This is a genomic window from Amycolatopsis sp. SB7-3, assembly GCF_041021335.1.
Lineage (GTDB): Bacteria > Actinomycetota > Actinomycetes > Mycobacteriales > Pseudonocardiaceae > Amycolatopsis > Amycolatopsis japonica.
The window spans coordinates 282645-309437 of the sequence record NZ_JBFPJQ010000004.1; the positions used below are offsets into that span (position 1 = coordinate 282645).

Annotated in this window: 22 protein-coding genes; 4 read left to right on the top strand and 18 right to left on the bottom strand. The window is 69.0% G+C overall.

Features of this window, described 5'->3' with window-relative positions; translation table 11 throughout:
• Positions 1-235: 235 nt before the first annotated feature.
• The 6 genes from ruvX to AB8M46_RS28905 form a co-directional block, all read right to left on the bottom strand.
• Positions 236-739 carry a Holliday junction resolvase RuvX gene (gene ruvX, locus AB8M46_RS28880; RefSeq protein WP_043848020.1) on the bottom strand — a complete coding sequence of 168 codons (504 nt, stop codon included), beginning with the start codon at positions 737-739 and terminating at the stop codon, positions 236-238.
• Entirely contained in the window at positions 732-3395 is a 2664-nt protein-coding gene (gene alaS / locus AB8M46_RS28885; protein WP_037343896.1) for an alanine--tRNA ligase, read from the bottom strand. The genes ruvX and alaS overlap by 8 nt, the downstream gene beginning before the upstream one ends.
• Before the next feature lie 100 nt (positions 3396-3495).
• The gene (locus AB8M46_RS28890) at positions 3496-3804 is read right to left on the bottom strand and encodes a hypothetical protein (RefSeq protein WP_037343894.1); all 309 of its coding nucleotides are present in this window, start codon (positions 3802-3804) and stop codon (positions 3496-3498) included.
• Positions 3801-4199 (bottom strand): DUF948 domain-containing protein, encoded by a 399-nt coding sequence (locus tag AB8M46_RS28895; RefSeq protein WP_037343892.1) that lies wholly within the window; start codon positions 4197-4199, stop codon positions 3801-3803. Before AB8M46_RS28895 ends, AB8M46_RS28890 begins: the two co-directional genes overlap by 4 nt.
• 84 nt (positions 4200-4283) lie before the next feature.
• On the bottom strand, positions 4284-6383 hold the full coding sequence (locus AB8M46_RS28900) for a bifunctional polysaccharide deacetylase/glycosyltransferase family 2 protein (protein ID WP_394362273.1): 2100 nt from the start codon (positions 6381-6383) through the stop codon (positions 4284-4286).
• A 33-nt stretch (positions 6384-6416) separates the two neighbouring features.
• Positions 6417-6839, bottom strand: coding sequence for a hypothetical protein (locus AB8M46_RS28905; RefSeq protein WP_394362274.1), 423 nt, complete (start codon positions 6837-6839; stop codon positions 6417-6419).
• A gap of 214 nt (positions 6840-7053) precedes the next feature.
• Here AB8M46_RS28905 and AB8M46_RS28910 point away from each other — a divergent pair, with 214 nt between their 5' ends.
• Positions 7054-9132: a phosphocholine-specific phospholipase C gene (locus tag AB8M46_RS28910; RefSeq protein ID WP_394362275.1), complete on the top strand. Its 2079-nt coding sequence runs from the start codon at positions 7054-7056 to the stop codon at positions 9130-9132.
• A 102-nt stretch (positions 9133-9234) separates the two neighbouring features.
• Positions 9235-9900 carry a VOC family protein gene (locus tag AB8M46_RS28915; RefSeq protein WP_394362276.1) on the top strand — a complete coding sequence of 222 codons (666 nt, stop codon included), beginning with the start codon at positions 9235-9237 and terminating at the stop codon, positions 9898-9900.
• Here AB8M46_RS28915 and AB8M46_RS28920 read toward each other — a convergent pair.
• Complete coding sequence (locus AB8M46_RS28920) at positions 9895-11142, bottom strand: MFS transporter (protein ID WP_394362277.1); 1248 nt, start codon at positions 11140-11142, stop codon at positions 9895-9897. The genes AB8M46_RS28915 and AB8M46_RS28920 overlap by 6 nt on opposite strands.
• Positions 11143-11645: 503 nt before the next feature.
• On the opposite strand from AB8M46_RS28920, the gene AB8M46_RS28925 reads away from it, so the two are divergent.
• A complete protein-coding gene (locus AB8M46_RS28925) occupies positions 11646-14024 on the top strand; it encodes a chitinase C-terminal domain-containing protein (protein ID WP_394362278.1) in 2379 nt (792 codons plus the stop codon).
• A gap of 145 nt (positions 14025-14169) precedes the next feature.
• On the opposite strand, the gene AB8M46_RS28930 is transcribed toward AB8M46_RS28925, so the two are convergent.
• The 11 genes from AB8M46_RS28930 to AB8M46_RS28980 form a co-directional block, all read right to left on the bottom strand.
• Positions 14170-14748, bottom strand: a complete 579-nt coding sequence (locus AB8M46_RS28930) for an acireductone dioxygenase (RefSeq protein WP_037343885.1) — start codon at positions 14746-14748, stop codon at positions 14170-14172.
• Complete coding sequence (gene mtnB, locus AB8M46_RS28935) at positions 14745-15377, bottom strand: methylthioribulose 1-phosphate dehydratase (protein WP_394362279.1); 633 nt, start codon at positions 15375-15377, stop codon at positions 14745-14747. The genes AB8M46_RS28930 and mtnB overlap by 4 nt, the downstream gene beginning before the upstream one ends.
• Positions 15374-16090 (bottom strand): acireductone synthase, encoded by a 717-nt coding sequence (gene mtnC, locus AB8M46_RS28940; protein ID WP_038515647.1) that lies wholly within the window; start codon positions 16088-16090, stop codon positions 15374-15376. The genes mtnB and mtnC overlap by 4 nt, the downstream gene beginning before the upstream one ends.
• Positions 16087-17097, bottom strand: a complete 1011-nt coding sequence (locus tag AB8M46_RS28945) for a methylthioribose-1-phosphate isomerase (protein ID WP_378426522.1) — start codon at positions 17095-17097, stop codon at positions 16087-16089. Before AB8M46_RS28945 ends, mtnC begins: the two co-directional genes overlap by 4 nt.
• Positions 17097-18227 carry an acyl-CoA dehydrogenase family protein gene (locus AB8M46_RS28950; protein WP_394362280.1) on the bottom strand — a complete coding sequence of 377 codons (1131 nt, stop codon included), beginning with the start codon at positions 18225-18227 and terminating at the stop codon, positions 17097-17099. Before AB8M46_RS28950 ends, AB8M46_RS28945 begins: the two co-directional genes overlap by 1 nt.
• Entirely contained in the window at positions 18224-18952 is a 729-nt protein-coding gene (locus tag AB8M46_RS28955) for a nucleoside phosphorylase (RefSeq protein ID WP_394362281.1), read from the bottom strand. The genes AB8M46_RS28950 and AB8M46_RS28955 overlap by 4 nt, the downstream gene beginning before the upstream one ends.
• Complete coding sequence (locus AB8M46_RS28960) at positions 18949-19806, bottom strand: ABC transporter permease (RefSeq protein WP_394362282.1); 858 nt, start codon at positions 19804-19806, stop codon at positions 18949-18951. The genes AB8M46_RS28955 and AB8M46_RS28960 overlap by 4 nt, the downstream gene beginning before the upstream one ends.
• Entirely contained in the window at positions 19803-20807 is a 1005-nt protein-coding gene (locus tag AB8M46_RS28965; protein WP_394362283.1) for an ABC transporter permease, read from the bottom strand. The genes AB8M46_RS28960 and AB8M46_RS28965 overlap by 4 nt, the downstream gene beginning before the upstream one ends.
• Entirely contained in the window at positions 20804-22321 is a 1518-nt protein-coding gene (locus AB8M46_RS28970) for an ABC transporter ATP-binding protein (protein WP_394362284.1), read from the bottom strand. The genes AB8M46_RS28965 and AB8M46_RS28970 overlap by 4 nt, the downstream gene beginning before the upstream one ends.
• The gene (locus AB8M46_RS28975; RefSeq protein ID WP_394362285.1) at positions 22302-23339 is read right to left on the bottom strand and encodes a BMP family ABC transporter substrate-binding protein; all 1038 of its coding nucleotides are present in this window, start codon (positions 23337-23339) and stop codon (positions 22302-22304) included. The genes AB8M46_RS28970 and AB8M46_RS28975 overlap by 20 nt, the downstream gene beginning before the upstream one ends.
• A gap of 68 nt (positions 23340-23407) precedes the next feature.
• Positions 23408-24976 (bottom strand): purple acid phosphatase family protein, encoded by a 1569-nt coding sequence (locus AB8M46_RS28980; RefSeq protein WP_394362286.1) that lies wholly within the window; start codon positions 24974-24976, stop codon positions 23408-23410.
• 284 nt (positions 24977-25260) lie between these two features.
• Between AB8M46_RS28980 and AB8M46_RS28985 the strand changes: the two genes are divergently transcribed.
• On the top strand, positions 25261-26514 hold the full coding sequence (locus AB8M46_RS28985; protein WP_394362287.1) for a DUF222 domain-containing protein: 1254 nt from the start codon (positions 25261-25263) through the stop codon (positions 26512-26514).
• The last annotated feature ends 279 nt before the right edge of the window (positions 26515-26793 follow it).

Below are 26793 nucleotides of genomic sequence, written 5' to 3' on the forward strand. Positions count from 1 at the left end.
GGCGGCTCGTCGGCGGCGCGCCGGGCCCGCGGTGGTGGCTCTTCCGGTGACCGGCGGGCTCTCGGCGGTTCTTTCGACGGACGCCGTACGGGCGGTTCCTCCCGGATGTGCCGTCGTCCCGTCGGCTGGGGCTCGGGCCGTCGACGTGGCGGGGCCGGTGGCTGGATGGCCTCTTCAGGCTCCCGCAACCGTCGTCTTCCGCCCTGACGGCGTTCGGGCCGGCCGTGGGGCTCGGTCATGTGTCGCCCTTCCGTGCGCGATGTGCCGCTACCGCGTCGATCCACGCCTGCAGGATCTCGACCGCGGCCGCCTGATCGACGACGGCACGTTGCTTACGTCCCTTCACCCCACGCTGCGACAGCATCCTGGATGCCGTCACCGTGGTCAACCGCTCGTCGGCCAGTCGCACCGGTACCGGGGCGATCCTGGCGGCGAGCTTCCCGGCGTAGTCGAGTGCCGCTTCGGCCGCGGGGCCGTGACGGTCCTTGAGCGTCCTCGGCAAGCCGACGACGACTTCGACCACGTCGTGTTCCGTGACGAGTTCGACGAGCTGGTCGACGTCCTTGTCGCCCGCCGCGTCGCGAGTGAGGGTAACGAGCGGGCTCGCGAGGATGGGGTCGGGATCGCTGAGCGCGATCCCGACCCGGACGGATCCGACATCCACCCCGAGCCGCCTGCCGCGCCCCGGATCGGACTCCCCAGGCCGATCCGGGCGCCGCTGAGGGGCGTCGTCAGCCAACTTGGGCGACCGCCGCGCGCAGGGAGGCGATGGCCTGGTCGGCCCCGGCCGGGTTGGTGCCCCCGCCTTGGGCCATGTCCGGCTTGCCGCCGCCACGGCCGCCGATCGCCTCGGCGAACGACGGGACGAGCTTGCCCGCCGCGACGCCCTTCTCCTGCGCCGCCTTCGTGGTGGCGACGACGAAGGCGACCTTCTCGCCCTGCGGGGCGAACAGCGCGACGACGCCGGGCCGGTTGCCGAGCCTGCCGCGGATGTCCGAAGCCAGCGCGCGCAGACCGTTCGAGTCGACGCCTTCGCCGAGCTTCTCCGCGACGACCGCGATCCCGCCGATGTCCTCTGCCTTGTCCGCGAGCGATCCCGCCGAGCCGAGCACCTGCTGGGTGCGCAGCTGCTCGATCTCCTTCTCGGCGTTCTTGAGCCGGGTGAGCACGTCGTCGATGCGCGACGGCAGCTGCTCCGAGGGCACCTTGAAGGTGTTCGCGAGCTGCGAGACGAGCAGCTGCTCCTTGCGGACGTACTTGAGCGCGTCCGTGCCGACGAGCGCCTCGACGCGGTGCACGCCGGAACCGATGGACGAGTCGCCCACGAGCTTCACCAGGCCGAGCTGGCCGATGCGGTCGACGTGGGTGCCACCGCAGAGTTCACGGGAGTACTCGCCCATGTCGACGACGCGGACGTCGTTGCCGTACTTCTCGCCGAACAGCGCGACCGCGCCCAGTTCGAGGGCCTTGTCCTTCGTGGTGACGAAGGTGTTCACCTCGACGTTGGTCTGGAGGTAGTCGTTGACCTCCTCCTCGACCTCGGTGAGCACGTCGGCCGACACCCCGCCGGAGGTGGTGAAGTCGAAGCGCATCCGGCCCGGCGAGTTCAGCGAACCGGCCTGGGCCGCGCGCTTGCCGTACGCGCCGCGGACGGCGGCGTGCACCAGGTGCGTCGCGGAGTGCGACCGCTCGATCGACAGGCGGCGGTGCTGGTCGACCGAACCGGTCAGCGCACTGCCGATGCCGACCTCGCCGTCGAGCACCTCGACCCGGTGCACGAACAGGCCCGGCACGATCTTCTGCACGTCGTGGACCTTGAGCTCGACGCCGTCGCCGAGCAGCACACCGGTGTCGGCGACCTGGCCACCGCTCTCGGCGTAGAACGGCGTGCGGTCCAGGACCAGCTCCGCCTTCTTGCCCGCGCCGACGCGGGAGACCGGCACGCCGTCTTCCAGCAGCGCGACGACCTTCGCCTCGGCCTGCAGGTCGGTGTAGCCGAGGAATTCGGTCTCGCCGTGCTGCTCCAGCACCTTGCGGTACTCGGACAGGTCGCCGTGACCGGTCTTGCGCGACGCCGCGTCGGCCTTCGCGCGCTGCCGCTGCTCGTTCATGAGCGTGCGGAAGCCCTCTTCGTCGACGGTCAGGCCCTGCTCGGACGCCATCTCCAGGGTCAGGTCGATCGGGAAGCCGTAGGTGTCGTGCAGCTGGAACGCCTTGTCGCCGGCCAGCAGCGAGCCACCGGAGCGCTTGGTCTCCTCGGCCGCGAGGTCGAAGATGCGCGAACCGCTGGTGAGCGTGGAGAGGAAGGCCTCCTCCTCGACGCGAACGACGTCCTCGATGCGGTCGAAACCGGACACCAGCTCGGGGTACGTCGGGCCCATCGTGTCGCGGACGACCGCGGCGAAGGCGGGCAGCACCGGCTCGTGCACGCCCAGCAGGCGCGCGGAGCGGATGATGCGGCGCAGCAGGCGGCGCAGCACGTAACCACGGCCGTCGTTGCCCGGGGTGACGCCGTCGCCGATGAGCAGCACACCGGTGCGCGCGTGGTCGGCGATGACGCGGAAGCGGACGTCGTCGGTGTGGTCGGAGCCGTAGCGGCGGCCGGAGAACTCCTCGGCGCGGCCGATCACCGGGCGGACGAGGTCGGTCTCGTAGACGTTCTCGACGCCCTGGAGGATCGTCGCCACGCGCTCGACGCCCATGCCGGTGTCGATGTTCTTCTTCGGCAGCTCACCGATCGGCTTGTGGCCGTGCTTCGGGCTCTTGTCGCCCCGCACGTCCTGCATGAAGACGAGGTTCCAGATCTCGATGTAGCGGTCCTCGTCGGCGACCGGGCCGCCCTCGCGGCCGTAGTCGGGGCCGCGGTCGTAGTAGATCTCCGAGCACGGGCCGCCGGGTCCGGGCACGCCCATGTCCCAGTAGTTGTCCTTGCCGTCACGGGACTGGATGCGCTCGCCGGGCAGGCCGGTGAGCTTCTTCCACAGACCCGCCGCCTCGGCGTCGTCCTCGTAGACGGTCGCCCAGATGCGCGCCGGGTCGAGGCCGTAGCCGCCTTCGCTCTGGGGCTTGGTGATCAGCTCCCAGGCCGCCTCGATGGCGCCTTCCTTGAAGTAGTCGCCGAAGGAGAAGTTCCCGGCCATCTGGAAGAAGGTGTTGTGCCGGGTCGTCTTACCGACCTCGTCGATGTCCGGCGTGCGGACGCATTTCTGGACGCTGGTCGCGCGCGGGTACGGCGGCGGGGCCTCGCCGAGGAAGTACGGCTTGAACTGGACCATGCCTGCGTTGACGAACAGCAGGTTCGGGTCGTCGAGGATCAGCGGCGCGCTCGGGACGCGCGTATGTCCCTTGTTCTCGAAATGGCTCAGAAAACGCTTGGTGATTTCGTGTGTTTCCACGGGATCGTCCTTGTATACGGGCTCGCGCGAAGGCGCTGGGAATGCGGACAGGCGGGAACGGCGAAGGGCTGGGGATCTTCCGGTCGCGGACGCGACCCGATCAGCCCTCCGCCCGGCGAGCTCGCCGGACCGGGCGCCGCGACTGCGCCGCGTGCCTGCCCTCGGTCACGGGGGCCGTGCTCAAGCCGGTCCGTTCGGACACCATGTCGTGCAACTCCTGTTCCCGCTCGCTCATCCCGGCGCGGACCTCCGCGCCGAACGAACCGACGGCGCCCGCGAGTTCCCGCACGGCGTCGCCCAGGTTCGAGGCTAACCCCGCGGGCGTGGCCTGGCGAGCGGTTTCCGTCGCTTTGCGTGACAGGGCGACGCCGGCGACCACGCCGACGCCGAGCCAGAACAGGCGCTTCATTTGCGGCCCCGCTTCCTCGCCGGACGGGAGGCTTTCGCTTCCGCCTTCTTCCGGCGGGCCTTGATGGCCTTGCTGAGGCCGTAGGACAGCGCGGCCGTCTTCACCAGCGGACCGCCGAGCGTCGCGGTGAACACCGACGACAGCGCGGACACGTTGCCGGAGACGGCCTGCGCGTTGGCCGTGATGCCGTCGACCCGCTCCAGCTGCGTGTTGACGTGCGTGATCGTCTCATTCGCGCCGATCAGCAGCGGGTCGGTGTTCTCGTGCGCCTTGCGGATGGCGATCGTGGCCTCGTCCAGGGTCCGGCCGAGCTTGAACAGCACGATCGCCAGCAGCACGACGAGTACGACGAATGCTCCTGCGGCGATCAGCGCGGCGATCTGCCCTGCCGACACGGGCCCTCCTCAAGGGTCTGCGGTCTTGGTGCTCGTGAGGTTACCGCGCAGGCGGCCTTCCGGCGGTGCCACCCCGCCGGACGGTCACTCAGCGTCCACAAGTGACCTCGGTGGAGCGCTCTGGCCGAGGCGATCGAGTTTGTGCCAGGGCAGCCGGGCGCCCGCCAGCGCCGTCATCACCGACTGGATGACCACGAGGTACATCAGCTGGCGGTAGACGAACTGTTGCAGCGGAAGGAAAAGCAGCGGGCGCAGCGATTCCCGGTCGAGCCGGAAGGCGATCACGCCCGGGACGAGCTGCAGCAGCAGGAACACCGACCAGTACAGCAAGGCCGTCTTCCAGTCCCCGGTCAGCACGCCGAAAAGGGCGGCCACGTCGACGAACGGCGCGAGCACGGGTAGCGCCACCTGGAACAGCAGCAGATACGGGATGCCACGGCGGCCGAGCCTGCCCGCCGCGCCCTTGGCGACTACCGCGCCCCGGTGCTTCCAGATCGCCTGCAGCGTGCCGTAGCACCAGCGGTAGCGCTGTTTCCACAGCTGCCCCAGCGTCGCGGGCGCCTCGGTCCAGGCGCGGGCCTCCTGTTCGTAGACCACGCGCCAGCCGTCGCGTTCCAGCGCCATCGTGAGGTCGGTGTCCTCGGCGAGGGTGTCCTCGGGGACACCGCCGAGCGCGAGCACCGCCGACCGGCGGAAGGCCCCGACCGCGCCGGGCACCGTCGGCATGCACTCGCCGACGTCGTACATCCGCCGGTCGAGGTTGAAACCGATGACGTATTCGATGTGCTGCCAGCGGCCGAGCAGGCCGCCGCGGTTGGCGACCTTGGCGTTGCCGGAGACCGCGCCGACGGAAGGGTCCGCGAACGGCTGGATCACCGCGCCCACGGTGCCGGGTTCGAGCACGGTGTCGCCGTCGACCATGACCACCAGTTCGGTGCGGGCGGCGGCGAGACCGGTGTTGAGCGCGGCCGGTTTGCCCGCGTTTTGTTGCCGGATCAGCGTGACCCGGCGCAGGGCGAGCCGCTCGACGACGTCGGCGGTGCCGTCGGTGGACCCGTCGTCGACCACGATCACCCAGGTCGGATGGTGGTCGGAGGCGAGGATCGAGCGGATGGTCGCCTCGATCCCGGCCTCCTCGTTGTAGGCGGGGACGATCACGGTCACCGGCTCCCGCACCGGCGGGCGCGAGGGCTCGGCCCTGCCCCGTCTGACGTGGATCGCCGTGGTGAGAAGGACCAGGACGGTGCGCAGGAGGGCGAGCGCACTCGCCGCGACGAGCAGCCAGCCCAGCGCCGTCGAGAGGGCTTCGCCAGTCTGGACGGCGGCGATCAGGAGCCAGCCGCCGAAACGGGTCAGCCCGTCCACTCCGGCCGTGGTCCCGGTGAGCCCGGCGGCCCCGCTGACGGTGTCGAACCGCCAGCCCTTGGCCTTGAGCTCGGGGATCACGCGGTCGAGCGCGGCGAGGGTCTCCGAACGGTCGCCGCCCGCGTCGTGCAGGAGGACGACGGCGCCGTCGTCCGTCCGAGGGGTGATCGCGGCGGCGACGGCGTCGACGCCGGGCCGCCGCCAGTCCTGGGAGTCGAGTTCGGACAGCACGACCAGCCTGCCCTCGCCGCCGAGGCGGGTCGCCGCGCGCCAGCCCGCGTCGTCCACCGCGTCGGCGGTCGAGGAATACGGCGGCCGGACCAGTGAGGTCCCCGTCCCGGCGGCACCGGCGATGGCGAGGTCGGTGGCCCGGAGTTCGATCTGCGCCCGGACGTCGCCCGCCGCGCCGAGGTCGGTGTGGGTGGCGGTGTGGTTCCCGAGTTCGTGACCACGGTGGACGATGTCCGCCGTCAGCCCGGGATGACGCGTCACCTGCCCGCCCGTCACGAAGAACGTGGCGTGGATCCCGTGCCGCGCGAGGACGTCGAGGACCCGCGGCGTCCATTCCGGATCGGGGCCGTCGTCGAAGGTGAGCGCCACGGTCTTGGGCTGAAGCCGGGAGGTGACGGGCTCGGCCCCGCGCGGGTCGATGATCGGGCCGCCGTCGCGTACCGCGGCCGGGACCTGCGTCGCGGCCACGGTCCTGGGTGTCCCGTCGACGGCGAACCCGCCGCCGACCAGGGCGGTCAATCCCAGCAGGACGGTGACGGCGAACAGCAGGGTCGCCAGCAGCGCCCAATGCGCCTTGGGCGGCGGCAATCGCCGATGGTGGGACAAGTGGGTTCCTCGGGGTCAGTGCCCGTTGCCGGGAGGCGCGGTCTTCGTCTGTCCCGGCGGGACGTCGGGCGCGCGGCTGTTGCGGCGGTCGATCACCGGCGAGGAAGTGCTCGTGAGCCCCGGCGGCGTCGTCCTGGATGCGGCCGCCGGCGGGGTCCGGCCGGCGCTCGTGTCCACCGGCGCGCGCCCGGTGGCGGGCGAATCGGTCGATCCGGTCCGTGAAGATGTGGGCCTGGGGGCGGACGAAGTCGTCTCGGACGGCGCACCAGTGGTCGCCGAGGGCGCGGGAGGCGGAGCGGGGATCAACGCGGAAGGCAGGGTCGGCGCCCCGAAAAGCGCCGCCGTGAGGAGGATCCCATAGCCGACGACGACCGCGCAGGCACCGATCGCGATCCGCCGGACGACGGTGCGGCGGCGGCCGCTGGGGTCGACGAACACCGGTCTGGCGGGGTCTCCCCCACTCTCGTTTTCGTTGTGATGATCAGGAAACACGGCCATCCAGGGGTTCGTACGGGCGGCATACTCTAAACACAGTGACGGCCAGGGACCAAGCCCGGAACGGCGGATCGACGCGGTGTCACCGCCCGGCTACGACGCCGAGTCGACCTGTTCGGTTCTTGTGACGTTCATGTTCCTGGGACAAGGTTCCGGCATGCCTGAACTGTCACGCCGTACGTTGCTGGGCGCCACCGGCGCCGCGGCCGCCACCACGCTTCTCCCGCCGTCCGTGCACGCCGCCATGGCCGAACCCATGCGGCGGGGCGGACTCGACGCCATCGAGCACGTGATCGTGCTCATGCAGGAGAACCGGTCGTTCGATCACTACTACGGCAGCCTGCGCGGTGTCCGTGGTTTCTCCGATCCGCGCCCGCTCGAACTGCCGTCGGGCAGATCGGTGTTCGAGCAGCCGAATCCCGCCGGTGGCACGGTGCTGCCGTTCTCGGTGCGCAAGGCGGCCGAGCTCGCCGGCCGGAACGCGGACGACATCCAGTACCTCGGCGACCTCGACCACAGCTGGAACGGCAGCGGCAAGGCGTGGGCGCGCGGCTGGAACAACGGCTGGATCGCGGCGAAGACGCCCGCCACCATGACCTACTACGAGCGCCGCGACATCGCGCTGCAGTACGAACTCGCGGACACGTTCACCATCTGCGACGCCTACCACTGCTCGATCTTCGGCTCCACGAACCCGAACCGGAACTTCCTGTGGACCGGCACGACGGGATTCGAACCGGGCAGCACGACGAACCGCGCGGTCACGAACGCGGCGTACTCCTACGACCACAAGGGCTACGACTGGACGACGTACCCGGAGCGTCTCGAAGCCGCCGGGGTGCCGTGGCAGATCTACCAGGAGTGGGACAACTTCACCGACAACGCGGTCGAGTACTTCGTGCCGTTCAAGAAGGTCGGCACGAAGATCCTCGCCTCGGTCGACGAGAAGTTCCGCACCACCGAGGAGTTCTACGACGCGCTGCCCAAGAAGACCGCCGAGGAGCGCGCGAAACTGCTGGCGCAGTTCGACGCCGGGGTCGCCAAGCTGACGCCCGCCGAGCGGAATCTGTTCGAGAAGGCCATGTACCGCAGCGAGCCGGAGACGCTTGTGACCCGGCTCAAGGCGGACATCCAGGCGCGGCGCCTGCCCGCGGTGAGCTGGCTGGTGCCGTCCGCGAAGGACTCCGAACACCCCGGCGCGTCCACTCCGGTCGGCAGCGCGAACCTGATCTACCGCGTGCTCGACGCGCTGGCGTCCGACCGCGAGACGTGGTCGAAAACGGTGCTGCTGATCAACTTCGACGAGAACGACGGGTATTTCGACCACGTCCCGCCACCGATGCCGCCCGGGAACGCGGCGAACGACGCGGACCACTTCAACGGCCAGCCGCTCGGCTTCGGCCCGCGTGTGCCGATGACGGTCGTCTCGCCGTGGTCGATCGGCGGCCACGTCGATTCCACCGTGTACGACCACACCTCGGTGCTGCGGTTCCTCGAGCGCTGGACCGGGATCGCCGAGCCGAACATCAGCAAGTGGCGGCGGACCGTCGCGGGCGACCTCACCGGCGCCTTCGACTTCTCGCGCGCCGGACGTCAGCCGCGGGTGAACCGGCCCGGCCCGGTGCCCGCGCCGATCAGCCGCTGGCGGCCGTCCGCCCCGGCGGAGCAGAGCCTGCCCGTGGCCGAACCCGGCAACCGGCCGTCCCGTCCGCTGCCGTACCAGGTTTCGGTGTCGGGCGCGGTGGACAAGTCGGGGAATCTGGCGCTCTCGCTGGCGAACAGCGGCTCGTCATCGGCGCATTTCGCGCTGTACCCGTACAAGGGCGAGTTCGCCGAGCCCGCACACCGCGACGTCCGCGGCGAGGCGCCGGAACTCGTGAAGCTGGCCGGTGACGAGTACCGCGTCGTCGTCCAGGGACCGAACCGGTCGTGGTGGGAACTGCGCGGGAGCCGGTCCGGGGCCGCCGCCGGCGTCGATGTCCGGACGCGCTTCCTGACGTGGCGTTCGGGTGTCGAGTTCAAGCTGTCCAACTCGGGCACTTCGGCGCTGACGCTGCGGTTGTCTTCCTCGCGCTTCACACGGGTCGTGCGGGTCGGGGCCGGACGTTCGGTCACGGTCGACTGGCCGGTTTCCGGCGGCTGGTACGACGTTCGCGTGACGGCGGACGGAGATCCGTCGTTCCTGCGGACGCTGACCGCGCGGGTGGAGAACGGGCGGCCCGGCGTCTCCTGCTGACCGTTCCGTGAAGGCCTCCTTCCCTACCCTGAGAGTAGGGAAGGAGGCCTTCACGGACCTAAATCGGTTGCGTGCCGGTCGTCGTCGCTCTTAGCGTCGCTTATGGCCGCCACCCTGCACGCGCTCCGGATCGCCGCGCACGATCCGCACGCCCTCGAACGGTTCTGGACCGGACTGCTCGGCCGGGCGATCGAGGACACCGGTTTCCGGCTGAGTTTCGTACGCAGCGACGAACCGAAGACCCGCCAGAACCAGATGCATTTCGACCTGACGAGCGAGTCGCTGGACGACCAGCGCAGGACGGTCGCGAGGGCGCTCGAACTCGGCGGACGGCACATCGACGTCGGCCAGCTTCCCGAAGAGGAGCACGTCGTGCTCGCCGACCCCGAGGGCAACGAGTTCTGCGTCATCGAGCCGGGCAACGACTTTCTCGCCGAATGCGGTTTCGTCGGCGCCATCGCGAGCGACGGTTCGCAGGAGGTCGGGCACTTCTGGAGCAAGGCACTCGGCTGGCCGCTGGTGTGGGACCAGGATCAGGAGACCGCGATCCGCTCGCCGCACGGTGGCCCGAAGATCACCTGGGGCGGTCCGCCGTTCACCCCGAAGACCGGACCGAACCGGCTGCGTTTCGTTTTGACCGGACCGCTTTCCGAAGTGGAGCGGCTGGTTTCGCTCGGCGCAGCCCGGCTCGGTACCGGGGATGACGGGCAGGTGGAGATGGCGGATCCCGACGGGAACGAGTTTTCCGTCGTGGTGCTCGGCTCATAGTGCAGTGGCGCCGGTCGCGGCGAGATTTCGGACAGAGTGCAGGGTCAGTGGCAGGAGCGCGATCACGAAGTAGGTGATCCCGCCCAGTATCGCGACCTGTGGCATGCCTGCTGCTGACGCGATGGGTACTACTGCCAGTTGCCCGACCGGTATGGCCACGTAGGAGCCGAAGTCGTCGTATGAGGTCACTCTCGAGATCATGGTGTTCGGGATGTTCCGTTGGCGCACTGTGTCCCAGACGATGCCGAAGAGCGCGGAACCCAGCCCGGAGACGAAGGTCGCGGTGGCCAGCAGGATGAGGTTCGAGCCGGTGCCGAGCAGTACGAGCGGGATCGCCGTCGCCGACATGGCGATCAGGCCGATCAGGAGGGGTCGCCGCACCGCGATTTTGATCATCGCCAAGCTGGCGATGACCAGCCCTGCTGCCTTGACGCTGGCCACCAGACCCCAGCCTGTCGCGCCGATTGTCGTCGAGGCTATGGAGGGGCCGAGTACCTGCCAGACGCCCATCTGAATCGCGTTCAGAAACATAAAAGCGAGGGTGATCGACCAGATCCACGGCGTTGAGCTGAAATAGGTCCATCCTTCGCGGAGGTCTCGCAGCAGGTTGGCGGAGGTCGACTTCGCCTTCGCTGGCAAGACAACGCAGGTCAGGCACGCCGCGGCGATGAGAAACGACGCGGCGTCCAGCGCGATCGCCCACCCGCCGCCCGCGACCGCGACGAGAACACCGGCCGCTGAAGGGCCCAGGATGCGGGCCGCGTTCCGGGAAGCGCTGAGCATCGAGTTCGCTTTCTGAATGTTCGCGCTGTCGACAAGCTGCGGAACGATGCCCTGCATCGCCGGGCTGATGAAGGCCTGCAGCGTGCCGTTGACCGGTGCCAGGAGTATGAGGAACAGCGGATCCTGTTTCGTAAGCACGCAGAACGCGACACAAGCCTGGGAAAGCCCGGCCCCGGCGTTGGTGATCCGCAGCAATACGTCACGTCGCCAACGGTCGGCCACGCTGCCACCGATGATGACGAATACGATCTCAGGCACCATCGCGGCGGCCAGGACGAAGCCGAGATACTCCGGACTGGATGTTGTTTCCAGTACGGCGAAGGCAAGTGCTACGGGCGTCATGGAACTTCCAAGCACCGACACGATCCGGCCGGCGAAGAACCACCGGAACGGACGTGCACTCAGCGGCCCATCGACCTGGTTTCGGAACCCTGGATCAGTGCCGGAGTTGTTCGCCATCGCCGCCCCTTCTTCGATACCACCTTTCGGAGCCCCGTCTTGACTTCCAGAACTGAGGTCCAACAAGGTGAATACCATGATCATGGCTGCGGGGATGACCTGGCCGACGGCACAATAGGCAGTTTGTTCGTAAATGCGCTACACGCACGATATTTCGACGAGATCAGCGCACTCACGCGGAGTCCAGCCGCATTGGCCAAGCGGATCAGCTCCGGCCCGCTTCCAGTCAACACCGACTTGAAGGCGGAAATCGGGCACGGGGTCATAGCATCCACCAGATGTGGTCAGCAGTATGGCCATCCGGGAATCCTGTTGCGGGGCCTGACTTACACCCCGCCACCGGACCGGCTCACGCTCCTCGACGAGGACCGGACCTGACGAACCACAGGTACGCTCCGCCGTACGGCACAGGATGGAAATTGGTCTACACCTATTGACGCGCGCCAGGTCGGCGGCTCAAGCTGCTGTGACCGAGGGCCATCTTCCACTGTCGGAGGTTCGGCGTGCCAAGGAGAACCAGGAAACTACTCCCCCTGCTGGCGTCGCTCATCACGCTGGCCGGACTCATGATCGTCGTCATCACCCCGTCCACGTCGAGCGCGGCAGGCCATGAGGACTGCCGTCCCGACGGGCTGTACCGGACACCCGGCGTCGACACCCCCTACTGCACCGTCTACGACACGAACGGCCGGGAATCCCTGGGAGAAGGGCATTCCCGCCGGGTGATCGGCTACTTCACCAGCTGGCGCACCGGGAAGAACGGCGCGCCCGCGTATCTGGCGAACAACATCCCGTGGACCAAGGTCACTCACCTCAACTACGCGTTCGCGCATGTCGACGCGCAGAACAAGGTGTCGGTCGGCGCCCCGGGCCCGAACAACGAGTCCATCGGCATGGAATGGCCGGGCGTACCCGGCGCCGAGATGGATCCCTCGTTGCCCTACAAGGGACATTTCAATCTGCTGAACAAGTACAAGAAGCAGTACCCGAACGTGAAGACGCTCGTTTCGATCGGCGGCTGGGCCGAGACCGGCGGCTTCCTGAACCCGGACGGCACGCGTAACGCGTCGGGCGGGTTCTACAAGATGACGCAAAGCCAGGCGAGCATCGACACCTTCGCGGATTCCGTCGTGAAGTTCTTGCGCGACTACGGATTCAACGGCGCGGACATCGACTACGAGTACGCGACGTCGGCGAACTACGCCGGCAACCCGGACGACTACTGGATCGCGCAGGCCAACCGGGGCACCCTCTGGGCGGGCTACGAGAACCTGATGCGCACGTTGCGCCAGAAGATCGACCAGGCAGGCGCCGCCGACGGCAAGCACTACCTGCTGACCGCGGCCGTCCCCGCGTCCGGCTGGCTGCTGCGCGGCCAGGAGGTCTACGGCGTCACGCAGTATCTCGACTACGCCAACATGATGAGCTACGACCTGCACGGCGCGTGGAACCAGTTCGCCGGGCCGAACGCCGCGCTCTACGACAACGGCAAGGACGCGGAACTCGCGCACTGGCAGGTGTACACGACCCCGCAGTACGACGGGCAGGGCTACCTCAACACCGACTGGGCGTATCACTACTTCCGCGGCGCCATGCAGGCCGGCCGGATCAACATCGGCGTCGGGTTCTACACCCGCGGCTGGCAAGGCGTTTCGGGCGGGACGAACGGTTTGTGGGGCACCGCTCCACTGCCGGACCAGAAGCAGTGCCCACCGGGAACCGGATCCCAGGTCGGCTCGACGGTGCCGTGCGGCAACGGCGCGATCGGCATCGACAACCTCTGGCACGACATGAGCCTGACGGGCGCCGAGGTACCGGCGGGCGCGAACCCCATGTGGCACGCGAAGAACCTCGAGAACGAGATCACCCCGGACTATCTGGAGAAGTACGGGCTGGACCCGAAGAACAACCCGAAGGACCGGCTCTCCGGCTCCTACAACAGGTTCTACGACAACACGATGGTGACGCCGTGGCTGTGGAACAACGACAAGAAGGTGTTCCTGTCCACTGAGGACGAAGAGTCGCTCGCCACGAAGGCCAAGTACGTGGCCGACAAGGGCATCGGCGGCATCATGATCTGGGAGCTGGCGGGCGACTACGCCTTCGACAGCGCCAAGGGTCAGTACTTCATGGGCGACACGCTGATCACGAAGATCAACGACGGCCTGCGTGGCGCCGCCCCGTACGGCAACGCCAAGTCGCCGCGTCCCGCGCCTTCGTCGGTGCTGAACGCGCACATCAACCTGACCGGTTTCGCGCTGGGCGACGCGAACTACCCGATCACCCCGCGGATGCGCATCACCAACAATTCGACCACCACCATCCCCGGTGGGACGAAGATCGAGTTCGACTACGGCACGAGCGCGCCCGGCAGCATGTCCGACCAGTCCGGCTTCGGCCTGACGGTCACGAGCAAGGGCCACAGCGGGCCCAACGTCGGCGGAATGAAGGGAGACTTCCAGCACGTCGCGGTGACCGTGCCCAGCTGGCAGACCATCGCCCCGGGCGCCACGATCGAGATCCGGCTGAACTACTACATGCCGATCGCGTCGCCGTCGAACTTCACCTTCACCTTCGGCGGGACGACGTACGCGATCGCGTCGGACAACCCGCGTGGTGGCGGCACCCCGCCGACGACCACGACCACACCGACGACGGGAACCACGACCACGACGACCAGCCCGACCACCACGACCCGGACGACCACCACCACGCCGACGACGACCACGTCGGTGCCGTCGGACGCCTGGAAGCCGGGTGTCGACTACGCCACCGGCGCCAGGGTGACCTACAACGGCACGGCGTACGTGTGCCGTCAGGGCCACCGGTCGCTGGCCGGCTGGGAGCCGCCGAACGTGCCCGCGCTCTGGGCACCCGCCTGATCGACCCCGGCGGCGCGCGCTAGGAACGGTCCTTTCCTTGCGAAATTTGCCAGGAAAGGACCGTTCCTGGCATCCGGATATGTCAGGAAAGGGCCATTCAGGACAGGAAACGTCCTGAACGGCCCTTTCATGACACCCGAGATCCTCAGTAACGCCCGGCGGTCAGCTCGTCGAACCCCGGGAAGTCCCCCGCCAGCGTCGCGCCGGTGAAGTCGCCGACCCACCCGCCGTCGTCGTGGAAGAACCGGATGGACACGTAGTCGGGCCGCGTCCCCATGTCGAACCAGTGCGTGGTGTTCGCGGGCACGCTCAGCAGATCCCCCGCCTCGCACAGCACCGCGTACACCTTGCCCCCGACGTGCAGATAGAACACGCCGGACCCCCGCGCGAAGAAGCGGTCTTCGTCGTCGCCGTGGGTGTGTTCGGCGAGGAACTTCTGCCGGGCTTCGGCGGCCGTGGCCGCCCAGCCGGGTTCGTCGGACGGGGTCATGCGGACGGCGTCCACGAACGTGTAGCCTTCGGCCGCCGAGACCTTGGCGATCGGCTCCTCGTAGGCGGCCAGCACCTGCTCGGGCGTCACTTCGCGCGGCAGGTCCTCGACGAGGTCCCACCGTTCGAACCGGACGCCGAGCCGCCCCAGTTCCCCGGTGATCACGGCCGGATCCTCGGTCCTGAGCGCGATCTCGCCGGGCCGGTCGTCCGGCCATACGGTCAGCAGGGTCATCGCACTCCCCTTTCCTCTCCCACGAGTCTTGTCTCTACCCGGAACCGGAGCAACCACTCCAAACATTCCAGGCGATGACGCGCGTGGCGCAGGTCATCGCCCCACACGTAGATCCCGTGCCGCGCGACGATCACCGCCGGCGTGTCCGCCCGGAACCCGGCCTCGAACGCGTCGCCGAGGACACGCATGTCCTGGCCGTTGGCGATCACCGGGATGGTCACCAGATCGTCGTGCGCGGCGCGGCCGAAACCCTTGAGCATCTCCAGGTCGCGCAGTTCGACGCCGTCCGGCCAGTGTTCGGCGGCCACCACCGGCGCGAGCGCGTGCACGTGGATCACCGCGCCCGCCCCCGCCACCGCCGCGATCCGGGCGTGCAGTCCCGCCTCGGCCGAGGGCACCTTGTCCGGATGCGGCTGGTCCGCGACGGCCTGCCCGTCCTCGCCGACCACCACGACGTCGTCGCTGGTCAGCTCGCCTTTGTCCCGGCCGCTGACGGTGACCGCGACCCGCAGCGGGTCACGGCCGAGCACCACCGAGAGGTTGCCGGACGTGCCCCGCATCCAGCCCAGCCCGGCGAACCGGGCAGACTCCTCGGCGAGCGCGCGTCCGGCCAGTTCGAGGACGCTCATCGAGGGACGACCTTGATCTCGTCGAACGTCCGGATCGTCCGGTGTGTTCCGAAATCCGCGTCGCCGAACGGTTCACCCTCGCGGGCGAGCCCGACGGTCTGCCAGCCGTCGGCCGCCGCGCCGTCGAGCTCGGCCGGGACGTCGGAGAAGAACACGATGTCACCCGGCTCGGCCTCCAGCGCGGAGGCGATCGCGCGGTACGACGGCGCCTCGCGTTTCGGCCCGGCGTTGACGGTGTCGAAATGCCGCTCGAACAGGCCGGTGACGTCACCGTCGGTGGTCCGCGAGAACGACGCGATCTGCCCCGCGACCGAACCGGACGAGAACACCGCGAGCCGCAGCCCGGACTCGTGCCACGACCGCAGGGCCGGGGCGACGTCGCCGAAGAACTCCGTCGTGAGGTCGCCCTCGGCGTACCCGCGCTGCCAGATGAGACCCTGCAACGTCTTCAGCGGCGCGATCTTCCGGTCCGCGTCCATCCAGCCGTGCAGCACCCGCACGACGTCCACAGTGGACGCGTCCGCCGGGAGCCCGCCGAGTTCTTTGATCTCGGCGACGGCGGCGGCGACCTCCGGATCCTCCGGGTGCTCGTCGATCCACGGGCCCAGCCGCGGCCGCGCGTAGTCGTAGAGGGTCACGTGCACGTAGCTGGTGGCGGTCAGCGTGCCCTCGATGTCGAGGACCACCCATCGGGCGGTCAGCGTTGCGGTCACTGGTTCGCTTCCCCTTCTGCGTAGTACTCGCGGAGCCGTCCCGGTTCGAAGGCCCCGCGGTCGGTCACCACCGTGGTCACGAAACGTGGTGGTGTCACGTCGAAAGCCGGATAGTGCCCCCGGGCGCGTTCACCGGCGACGCGGTGGCCGAGCGCGCTCAGCACCTCGTCGCCGTCGCGGTATTCGATCGGCACGTCGGCGCCGGTCGGCGCGGCCTGGTCGGGTGCCTGGACCATCGCGTGGAACGGCACGCCGAACGCCTCCGCCGCCACCGCGAGCCCCAGGGTGCCGATCTTGTTGACGACGTGACCGTCCATCGTGACGCGGTCGGCCGCGGTCACCAGCGCACCGACTTCGCCCGACGCCAGCACCGCGGCCCCCATGCCGTCGGTGATCAGCCGGGTGTCGGCGCCCATCTCGGCGAGCGTCTCGGCGGTCAGCCGCGCGCCCTGCAGGTACGGCCGGGTTTCCGTGCAGAAGAAGGAGAACTCCTTGCTCTGCCGTCGCGCGGCGAGCACGAATTCGACGAGGTACAGGTCCGCCCAGCAATGGGTCAGCACGGTCGCCCCGTCCGGCACCAACGCGGCGGTGTGTTCGCCGAGCGCGCGGCTGCGCGACCGGTACAACTCGTCCCCCGCCCGCGCCCCGGCTGTCGCGGCATCGACGAGGTCACCCGTCGCTTTGTCCACTTCGGACAGTACGGCGGCCACGGCCTTGCGCAGATGGTTGTTGGTCTTGCGGGTAGCGACGATCCGCTCCCCCGCCCGCCGCAGGTACGACCGGGGGTCCGGGAGCCCGGACGCCTCGCGCGCGGCGAGCACCATCGCGCCCAGCGCGGCGAAATACGGCCCGGACGACTGCGTGACCATGTCTTCGATGGCGACCGCGACCTCTTCCGAGGTCCGGCAGAGCACCCATTCCCGCTCGAACGGGAACACCCGGCGGTCGAGGATGTGCACGCCTTCGTCGTCGAGGCGGACGCTGTCGGCGAGGATCGGCAGCGTCATCAGCTGTACCCCGAGAGACACGGCGGGATGCCGTTGAGGAAGTGGTCGCCGACCTCGCGTGCCTTGTACGTCACGGGATCGTGCAGGGTCAGCGTGCGGGCGTTGCGCCAGAAGCGGTCGAAGCCGTACTTCGTCGCCGTGGCCCGCGCGCCGGTGAACTCGAAGACCTTGCTCGTGGTTTCGACGGCCACCCGGCTCGCCACGACCTTCGCCGACGAGATGGCGATCGCCGCTTCGGCCCGCTCCGCCGGGGTCAGGTCGAAGCCGCGTTCGTCGGCATCGCCGAGCGCGGAAACCGCCGCGTCGACGGCGAATCCGGCCGCTCGCGCCGTCGCGACCAGCTCGCCGTAGCCCGCCAGCGTGTACGGATCCTGCGTCGCTTTGTCCACATCGGACAGTGTCCACGGCCGGGCGCTCTCCCGCGTGTAGACGGCCGCCGCGTCGAGCGCGCCGAACGCGAGGCCGACGTACACCTGCGCCAGCATGAGCTGGAACCCGATCGCGGCCAGGGAGATCCGGGGCACCTTCGGATCGGACTGGTCCTCCGGCTGGGCGCCGAGCACGTCGTCGTGCGCGACGCGGACGGCTTCGAATCGCACCGCACCGCTCGCGGTGAGCCGCTGGCCGATGTTGTCCCAGTCACCGGGGAAGGTGATCCCTTCGGCCCGCGCGTCGACGACGAAGGTCAGCTTCTCGCCGTTGTCGGTCCTGGTCGCGCTGACCACGAGGCGGTCGGCGACGGCCGCGCCGGTCGCGAAGGTCTTGGTGCCCTCGACGGTGAACCCGCCGTCGGCCGGGGTCAGGAGCAGGGCGGCGTCGAGCGGATTGCTCACGCCCGCCCAGAACCAGCCGGGCTCGCTCGCCGCGCGCGGCCCGAACAGGCCGGTGCGCCACAGCTGCAGGTAGTGGTAGCCGAGCAGATGGCCGACCGACGCGTCCGCGGCGGAGACGATCCGGGTGGCCTCGTTCGCGGCCGCCCAGCCGGCGGTGTCGAGCAAGGACAGCAGCCCGGACTCGCGCAGCAGACCGACCTCGTGGACGGGGAGGTGTCCGGCCAGATCACGCTCGGCAGCGTCCGCCGCCAGCGTGCTCGCCAGCTCGTGAGCCGCCTTGCGCCACACTTCGGTCATTCCGCCCCTTCCACATCGATGAGCGCGTCGAGCGCCACGCGCGTGGCCCTCGCCACTCCCTCGGCCACGACGTCGCGGTGCGGGTCGTAGGCCGACGGGTCGGGGTGGTCGGGCCGCGCGTCGCCGTCGATCACGAGCACACCACCGGCCCGCAGGCCGCGCAATGCCGCGAACACCAGCAACGTGGAGAGTTCCATCTCAATGGCGATCACCCGCGCGGCCAGGTATTCGGCCATCGGGAGGGTGAGCACCAGCGGGCTGAACGCGGCCCGCGTCCACACCACGCCCCGGTGCGCCTCGGGTGCCACGCGGCTCAGCGCCACGACGAGCTCCGGAGTGGCGAACGCCGGGTACTCCGGATGGATGAGCTGCTGGGTGACGCCGTCGTCGCGGACCGCCGCCTCGGCGATGACGAGGTCGCCGTCGGTGATGCCGTCGGCCAGCGAACCGGCGGTGCCGAGCCGCAGGAACGTGCGGACGCCCGCGTCGGCGAGCTCGCCGAACTGGCACAACGCGCCGGGCCCGCCGACGCCGTGCGACGACACGACGACCGGAACGCCCTTCCAGGTGCCGGTGTAGCTGCGGTACTCGCGGTTCTGCCCGACGAGGACGGCGTCCGTCAGCGACCCGGCCACCGCGGTCGCGCGGTCGGGATCGCCCACGACAAGGGCACGCGGCGGCAGTCCGTGCCGGGGGATCTTGGTGATGGGCAGGACGTCGCTCACGCGGGCTGTCCCTTCTTGCGCTTGAAATTGGACAGGAACAACGCCACGAGCGTGACGACATAGGGGGCGGCGTCGGTGGCCTGCTGCGGCAATCCGATGCCCTGGAGCCGGAAGCCGAACGCCTCGGCCAGGCCGAACAACAGCGCCGCGAGCAGCACGCCGAGCGGATGCGCGCGGCCCAGCATCACGGCCACGACGGCGATCCAGCCGCGGCCGGCGGTCATGTTCTCGGCGAAGAGCGTCACCGAACCCAGCGCCAGTTGCGCGCCGCCCAGACCACATAGCGCTCCTCCGGCGAGGATCACCCCGTAGCGGTATTTGGTCACGTTGACACCGAGGCTGGACGCGGCCTCCGGACGCTCCCCGACCCCGCGCAGCCGCAACCCCCACGGATGCCGGTAGAGCAGCACCGCGAGTGCGGGCACGGCCAGCCAGGACAGGTAGACCAGCAGCGACTGTCCCGGAATCGGGCCGAACTGGCCCAGCCCTCGCAGCGACGGGTCGCTGAAGGAGCCTTCGGTGCCGAAGACGGTGCGGATCAGGAAGCTCGTCAGGCCGACCGCCAATAGGTTGCTCGCGACACCCAGCACGATCGGATCGCCGTCGAAGGTGATCGAGCCGATCGCGAGGATCAGCGAATACGCCGTCGCCGCGAGCACCGCCACGACGACGCCGATCCACGCGCTGCCGGTGTACCAGCTACCCGCGACCGCGCCGAAGCAGCCGACCAGCAGCGAGCCTTCGAGGGAGATGTTGAAGACCCCGGCCCGCTGGCACAACGCGCCCGCGAGCGCGGCGAACAGGATCGGCGTCAACGCGGTGAGCGCCGACGAGAACAGGCTCGCGTCGATCATGCGCGCTTCGCCTTCCGCTTGAAGACGCCCGACGTCGCCGCCAGGAAGATGATCAGCACCGCCTGCAGGACCGCGGTGAGTTCGCGCGGGACCTGGGTGGCGCGTTCCATCGCGAACCCGCCGCTGGTCAGCGCCGCGAAGAAGACCGCCGCGAGCAGCGTCCCGAGTGGGCTGGCCCCGGCGAGCAGCGCCGCGAGCAGGCCGATCCAGGTGTACTGCGGCGTGATCAGCGCGCCGTCGATGAACCGGTACGGGAAACCGAGGACGGCGATCGCGCCGACCAATCCCGCCGTCCCGCCCGAGGCGGCCAGCAGCCGCAGCGTGAGTTTCGGCCGGTCGATCCCGGCGTAGGCGGCGAACCGCGGTGCCCAGCCGGTCACCTTGGTCTCGAAACCGGCGGGAGTGCGGGCGTCGATCACCGTGTAGACCGCGATCACCGCCACCACCAGGAAGATCCCGGTCGTCACGCCGTCGATTTCGGGCAACCGCGCGCCTTCGGTCAGTTGCGGGCTCTGCGGCAGGCTGGAACCGGCGTCCTTCAACGGGAACCGCACCAGATACCCGGCGAGCGACATCGCCGGATAGCTCAGCAGCAGCGTGCTGATCAGCAACGGGACACCGAGCCTGTTCTCGCAGACCGCGGCCAGTGCGGCGTACGCGGCTCCGGCGATCACTCCCGCGAGCAGCGCGAGGATCACCTTCACCGGTCCAGGGCCGGGCACGTACAGGCCGACGGCGAGCGCGCTGATCGCGCCGAGCACCAGCTGGCCCTCCCCGCCGAGGTTCACCATGCCCGCGCGCAGCGGGATCGCGAGCGCCGTGGCCATCCCCGCGACGGGGACGGCGTAGGCGAGGGTGTCGCCGATACCGTCGGGCCCGAAGGCGCCGGAGACGATCGCGCCGTAGGCCGCCAGCGGGTCGGTTCCGGTGGCGAGCAACAGGATCGCGCCGAGGACGAGCGCCGCGGCGACCGGGACGGCGATGAGACGGACGCGGTTCATCCGGCGCCTCCCGCCATCGCGAGCCCCACCGTGTGCTGATCGGCCTCGTCCTTGGTGAACTCCGCGACGATCCGGCCTTCGAACAGCACCAGCACCCGGTCCGACAACGCGAGGATCTCGCTGAGCTCGGCGGAGATCAGCAGGACGGCGTGCCCGGCGTCGCGATGGGCGACGAGTCTCGCGTGGATGTTCTCGATCGCGCCGACGTCGACGCCGCGCGTGGGCTGTTCGACCAGCAGGAACGGCGCGTCGTGGGTGAGTTCACGGCCGAAGATCGCTTTCTGCTGGTTACCGCCGGACAAGGTGCCCATCGCGGCGGAAGGGCCGGACGCGCGGACGTCGTAGTCCTCGATGATCGCCGACGCGTGGTCGTCGATCGCCTTGCGGCGCAGGAATCCCTTGCGCACCAACGGTCGTTCGCGGTGGAAGCCGACAGCCAGGTTCTCCCGGAGCCCCGCTGTGGGCGCCGAGCCGACCTCGGCGCGGTCTTCCGGGACGTGAGCGAGTCCGACATCCCTTCGCGCACGTACTGACAGTCCATCGAGCTTCTGTCCATTGAGGACGATGGTGCCGCCGGTCTTCAGGAGGCCGGCGATGGCGCCGGAGAGCTCGGCCTGCCCGTTGCCCGCGACCCCGGCGACGCCGACGATCTCCCCGGCGCGCACGGTCAGGGACACGTTCTCCAGCAACGGTTTTCCTTCCACGCCGGGAACGGTCAGGGAACGGGCTTCGAGGACGGTGTCGCCCGGCGTCCCGGCCGGGTGGACGCGATCGAGGTCGACCTCGCGTCCGGTCATCGCCGCGGCGAGCCCGGCGGCGGTCTGGTCCGCCGTGCGCCCGCGGGCGCTGACCCGGCCGTCGCGCAGCACCGTGACATGGTCGCTGACGGCGAGGACCTCCTGGAGTTTGTGCGACACCAGCAGGATCGTGCGGTCCTCGGCGGCGAGGGCGCGCAACACGCCGAAGAGCCGCTCGGTCTCGGGCGGGGTCAGCACGGCGGTGGGTTCGTCGAGGATCAGCACACCGGCGTCGCGGTACAGCAGCTTGAGGATCTCGACGCGCTGCCGGAGCCCGACCGGCAGGTCACGGACCCGGTCACCGGGCCGCAGCCGCAGTTCGTGCCGTTCGATCAGTTCGGTGACGCGGGCCGTCGCCGCCTTGCGATCCAGCAGGCCCCGGCGGGTCGGTTCGCTGCCGAACACGACGTTCTCGGTTACGGTGAGTTCGCCGAACAACGCGAATCCCTGCTGCACCATGCCGACACCGGCGTCGATGGCCTGCGCGGGCGAACCGAAGGACACTTCCTTGCCGTGCAAGGAGATCGTGCCCTCGTCGGGCCGGTGCAGCCCGTAGAGCACGGACATGAGCGTCGACTTGCCCGCGCCGTTCTCCCCCATCAGGGCGTGGATTTCGCCTCTGCCGACGTCGAGGTCGACATGGTCGTTCGCGAGCACTCCGGGGAACCGCTTGACGATCCCCCGGAGTGAGACGGCGTCAGGATTTGGCGGGGTCATCGACGACGATCGCGCCCGAGATGATCTGGTCCCGCAGTTCGCCGACCTTGGCCAGCACGTCGGGATGGCTCGCGACGACGCACTGCGACGTCGCGGCGTCCGGCTCCAGCCCGGTCAGGGAGATGCCCTTCTCCTTGACACCGTAGGACTTCGTCTCGCCGGTCTTGCCGCCGAGGATCGCGTCGACACCGTCGCCGATGACGACGTTGGTGCGTTTGATGACGTTGTCCACGACCTGACCGGGGCTGGCCGGGCATTGGTTGGCGTCGACGCCGAACGCGAAGAAACCGCCCTGTTTGGCCGCCTCGAACACGCCGAGGTTGCCCGCCGCGGAGGCCGCGCCCATGACGTGGTCGACGCCCTGACCGGCGAGCGTGGTGGCCAGCGCCTTCGCGCGGGCCGGGTCGTTGAACGGGTTCGCGCCGCCGATGAACAGCGGGGCGAGCGTGGTGCCGGGCTTGGCCTTTCCGGCGCCCTGCCCGAACGGGATCGAGTACCGGCGGAACTGGGGCGCGTCGAGGACGACGACCGCGCCGACCTTGCCGCTCTTGCTCAGCAGCCCGGCTTCGGCGCCGGCGAGGTAGCTGCCCTCGTGCTCGCGGAACACCGCGCAGGTGACGTTCGGGAACGGTTTGGTCGTGCAGGAGTCCACGAACAGGAACTTCTGCCCGGGATTGCGTTCGGCCTCGGCCGCGATCGCGTCGGCGAAGTTGAAGCCGACGGCGACGATCACGGCGGGCTTCTCCCGCACCGCGGCCGCGAGGTTCTGCTGGATCGAGGCCGGATCGGTGCTCTGGTAGACCTTCTGCGTCCCGTTGTGCTTCTTGGCCGAGTCCTCGATGCCCTGGACGGCGAGCTTGAGGAAGTCGTTGACGCCGACCGAGCTCGGCGTGATCAGGACCAGCGCGGGTCCGGCGGCGTTCTGCGCGGCCGGGTCCTTGGCCGAGGCGTTGCACGCGGCGAGGAGCGTGACGGCGGAAACGGCCATGACGGCCCGCAGGAGGGTTCTCGGCGACATGTCCCGGACTGTATGTCTCCGGTCCACGATATGGCACCGAGTCCCACCATGCGGAACCGTGTAGGACGTTATACATCTCCCCGATCAGCGCCGAGAACGGCGTGCCGCGACCGATGGAGACCGGCGGTGCGACGCAGGGTGAACCGGTCGATCTCGGCGCCGTCGTTGCGGAGGGTCCGCACCGTCAGCGTCGTCCGGCGGCCGGGCCAGGCGGGCTCGACGTCGATCGCGAGGAACGAGTACCCGGTGTAGCGCACGCGGGACCACGAGACGGTTTCGGTCACCTTCTCGCCGCCCTTGACCCAGTGATACGACTGGAACTCGCCCGCGAACGTGTCGGGTACCGGGAAGCTGTAGAGACTCTTCCCGCCGCCGCCACAGGTCGCGTACACGGTTCCGTCGCGATCCGGCTCGACGGTGTCGCCGATCTCGACCTCGCGGGTCACCTTGCCGCCGCGCAGGGCGTCGGTGCGTTCGTAGATGTGGTTGTGCCCGTTGATCACGAGGTCGACCCGGTACTCGTCGAACAACGGGACCCACTGCTCGCGGACGCCACCCTCCGACGCGTGCTGATTGGTCGTCGAATAGGCGCAATGGTGGAAGAAGACCATGATGAAGTCGACGTCCGGCTGCGACCGCAGGTAGCGGAGGCGGCGCTTGAGCCACGCCGTCTGGGAGCCGTGCGAATAGCCGAGGTTCGCGGGGATCTCGTAGGAGACGTCGTTGGCGTCGAGCGAGATCACGCCGACGTTGCCGTAGATGAAGGAGTAGACGCTGGGGCAGTCGTGCGGGCCGGTGCCGGGGAAATCCCAGCGTTTGACCTGGCCGCCGTAGCCGTCGGGCGAGTAGAGGGCCTCCATGTCGTGGTTGCCGGTGGTGACCATCCACGGCACCGAGGCCGCGACGCCCTCGATCTGGCGGTAATAGGCGTCCCAGACCTTGGGGTCGAAGAGATCGTGGTCCGCGTCGGGCTTCGACCCGGGCGGTTTGCCCGCGCCGCTCGGGTCGGCGTACGCGATGTCGCCCGCCAGCAGATGGAAACGCGGATTCTGACGCGCGACGGCACCGTCCTGCGCGAGCGCAGTCGTCGAGACGCCTTGGTCACCGAACGCGGTGAAAGTGAACTTGCCCGCCGGGATCCCTCGCGCGGGCGCGGTGGTGAACGTCGAGATCGCCGCGGGCCCGCCGTCCCCCGAAGCCGGGTCGAAACCCTCGTGCCCGACGGCGTACCGGTAAGTGTGGCCGGGCCAGAGATGGTCGGCCTCGGCGTGGAGGTAATACTGGTCGTACGGCGCGATGACCCCGGCGACCTCGGAATGCAGCGCGCGGACCTCGGCCGGAATGCGGTGACTCCAGCCGCCGTGGCCGTCGGCGATACGCAGGAACGGCTTGCGCACCGGCGCCGGCACCTGCCACGCGACCCGCATCGACGTCCGCGGATTCCGGCCGAACGCGAGATGCCGCCCCGCCGGGACGACCTTGTCGCCGTCGGCGTACGCGGTGCCCTGCAGGAGAAGCGGACCGGCCGCGAGGACGGCGCCCTTCAGAATCGTGCGGCGGCTGAGGAATTCGTGCTGTTCGGCCATCGTGAGACGCGAGGCCAGCGCGTCGGGAACACCGACCCTGGGGATTTCCATGCGCGGATACTCGCCGACGGACATGTTCGGCTCGCGACGTCGAGACCAACGGAAGTGGTCCAGCTGCCCAGGGTGGGATCAAGAGGCTTTCAAGCGAGCTTTACCTTTGCCCCGCATTTAGTCGACTAACCGCGTGGACCTCTTCGCACTTAGTCGACTAAATGCGAGTCGCTCAGGGTGATTCGGCGTTGGCGGCTGTTTCACCCTTCAGCGTTGTTCGCGCGGTTTCGCTTGTTGCTTAAAATTACGAACACGTGTTCGATTTCTTCGGGTATTATGGAGTCGTGCCCGAGACCTTCCTCCCCGAGTTGCCGCAGGAACTGTGGCGCGCCGGCAAGCTGGAGCTTGCTCATGGTGTGCAGCAGTCGTTGCAGGTGATCCGGTTGGCGACCGCGTGTCTGGGGCGGTTTCTGGCGGAGATCGAGGATCGCGGCGTCAAAGACTTGTACGGGCACGGCAGCACGACCAGCTGGTTCGCGGATCTGGCCGGGCTGTCGCGCGGCGAAGCGGGCGCGGTGGTGAAGCGGGCCATCGCGTTGAACCCCACCCGCGCCTTGGATGGCACGGAGGTTCCGCCGGTCGCACCGGCGACTGCCGCGGTCGCGGCTCAGGGATTGGTCGGGGATGAGCGGATCGATCAGATCCTGGAGATCTTGAAGAACCTCCCTGCCGATACTTCTGTCGAGGATCGGGAGAGTGCGGAGAAGATCCTGGCCGAGCTTGCTCCGAACGCCGGTCCTCGCCAGCTCGCCAAGGCTGAAGCGAAACTGCAGGGCTGGCTCAACCCTGACGGCAACGAACCCAAAGACCCCGAACCCAAAGAGCCACGCCGCGAGATCACCCTGGAACGCCGTAAGGACGGGTTCTGGAAACTCACCGGCCTCCTCGACGATGAGACCGGTGCCCGTACCGCCGCCGCGTTGGAGGCGCACGCCCAGCCACGGCCGGTGGACGAGTTCGGGCAGGCGGATCTGCGGATGAAATGCGAACGCCTGGGAGACGCCTGGGCCGAACTCCTCGACCTGGCCATCGCCTGCCCCGACCAACCCGGCACCAGCGGCTACCGGACCCTCGTCCACGTCACCATCGGACTCGAAGAACTCAAATCCGGCCTCGGGGCCGCATGCCTCGACTTCGTCGGGACCATGACCGCCCGCGAAGCCCGGCTCGCCTCCTGCGACTGCCTCATGCTGCCGGTCGTGATGGGCGCCTCGGGTGAACCTCTGGATATGGGACGCCTCCGAAGATTCGTCACCCCAGGCCAACGACGCGCACTCAACATCCGCGACGGGGGCTGCGCCTTCCCCGGCTGCCACCGCAAACCCAAGAACTGCCACGCCCACCACATTCACCACTGGGCAGACGGAGGACCCACCGACCTCCGGAATCTCGTGTTGCTCTGTGGTTTCCATCATCGGCTGATTCACCACGGCGACTGGGAAGTCCGCATCGCGGCCGACGGGCTACCGGAGTTCATCCCACCCCAATACCGAGACCCACTCCGAAAACCCCGACGCAACACCCTGCACCACGTCTGAACCCCGAAGAGCCCGTCGGCCACACCGGCGACGGGCCCCTCGGCATGCCCAACGCCGATGACCGTGTGGATTTCGGGACATCTGACGTCCCAAAACCCACACAGTCCATCGCGACCGAAGCACTCCCTAGCGGACGACCATCGTGACCGGTCCGATCACGCACGACTGTGTGGATTTCGGGTCATCCAACGCCCCAAAACCCACACAGCCCATCGTCACCGGACCGATCACCACCGCTCCCAGCGCATACCCTGGCCCACGGCACTCCCGCTGACAACC

What these genes read in the sequence shown, in the direction of transcription:
- mtnB (WP_394362279.1), bottom strand. Translation starts at nt 15,377, where the DNA reads ATGAGCGTCCTCGAACTGGCCGGACGCGCGCTCGCCGAGGAGTCTGCC.
- AB8M46_RS28945 (WP_378426522.1), bottom strand. Translation starts at nt 17,097, where the DNA reads ATGACGCTGCCGATCCTCGCCGACAGCGTCCGCCTCGACGACGAAGGC.
- AB8M46_RS28970 (WP_394362284.1), bottom strand. Translation starts at nt 22,321, where the DNA reads ATGACCCCGCCAAATCCTGACGCCGTCTCACTCCGGGGGATCGTCAAG.
- AB8M46_RS28980 (WP_394362286.1), bottom strand. Translation starts at nt 24,976, where the DNA reads ATGGAAATCCCCAGGGTCGGTGTTCCCGACGCGCTGGCCTCGCGTCTC.
- AB8M46_RS28975 (WP_394362285.1), bottom strand. Translation starts at nt 23,339, where the DNA reads ATGTCGCCGAGAACCCTCCTGCGGGCCGTCATGGCCGTTTCCGCCGTC.
- AB8M46_RS28910 (WP_394362275.1), top strand. Translation starts at nt 7,054, where the DNA reads ATGCCTGAACTGTCACGCCGTACGTTGCTGGGCGCCACCGGCGCCGCG.
- AB8M46_RS28915 (WP_394362276.1), top strand. Translation starts at nt 9,235, where the DNA reads ATGGCCGCCACCCTGCACGCGCTCCGGATCGCCGCGCACGATCCGCAC.
- AB8M46_RS28920 (WP_394362277.1), bottom strand. Translation starts at nt 11,142, where the DNA reads ATGGCGAACAACTCCGGCACTGATCCAGGGTTCCGAAACCAGGTCGAT.
- AB8M46_RS28930 (WP_037343885.1), bottom strand. Translation starts at nt 14,748, where the DNA reads ATGACCCTGCTGACCGTATGGCCGGACGACCGGCCCGGCGAGATCGCG.
- AB8M46_RS28890 (WP_037343894.1), bottom strand. Translation starts at nt 3,804, where the DNA reads ATGAAGCGCCTGTTCTGGCTCGGCGTCGGCGTGGTCGCCGGCGTCGCC.
- AB8M46_RS28965 (WP_394362283.1), bottom strand. Translation starts at nt 20,807, where the DNA reads ATGAACCGCGTCCGTCTCATCGCCGTCCCGGTCGCCGCGGCGCTCGTC.
- AB8M46_RS28950 (WP_394362280.1), bottom strand. Translation starts at nt 18,227, where the DNA reads ATGACCGAAGTGTGGCGCAAGGCGGCTCACGAGCTGGCGAGCACGCTG.
- AB8M46_RS28960 (WP_394362282.1), bottom strand. Translation starts at nt 19,806, where the DNA reads ATGATCGACGCGAGCCTGTTCTCGTCGGCGCTCACCGCGTTGACGCCG.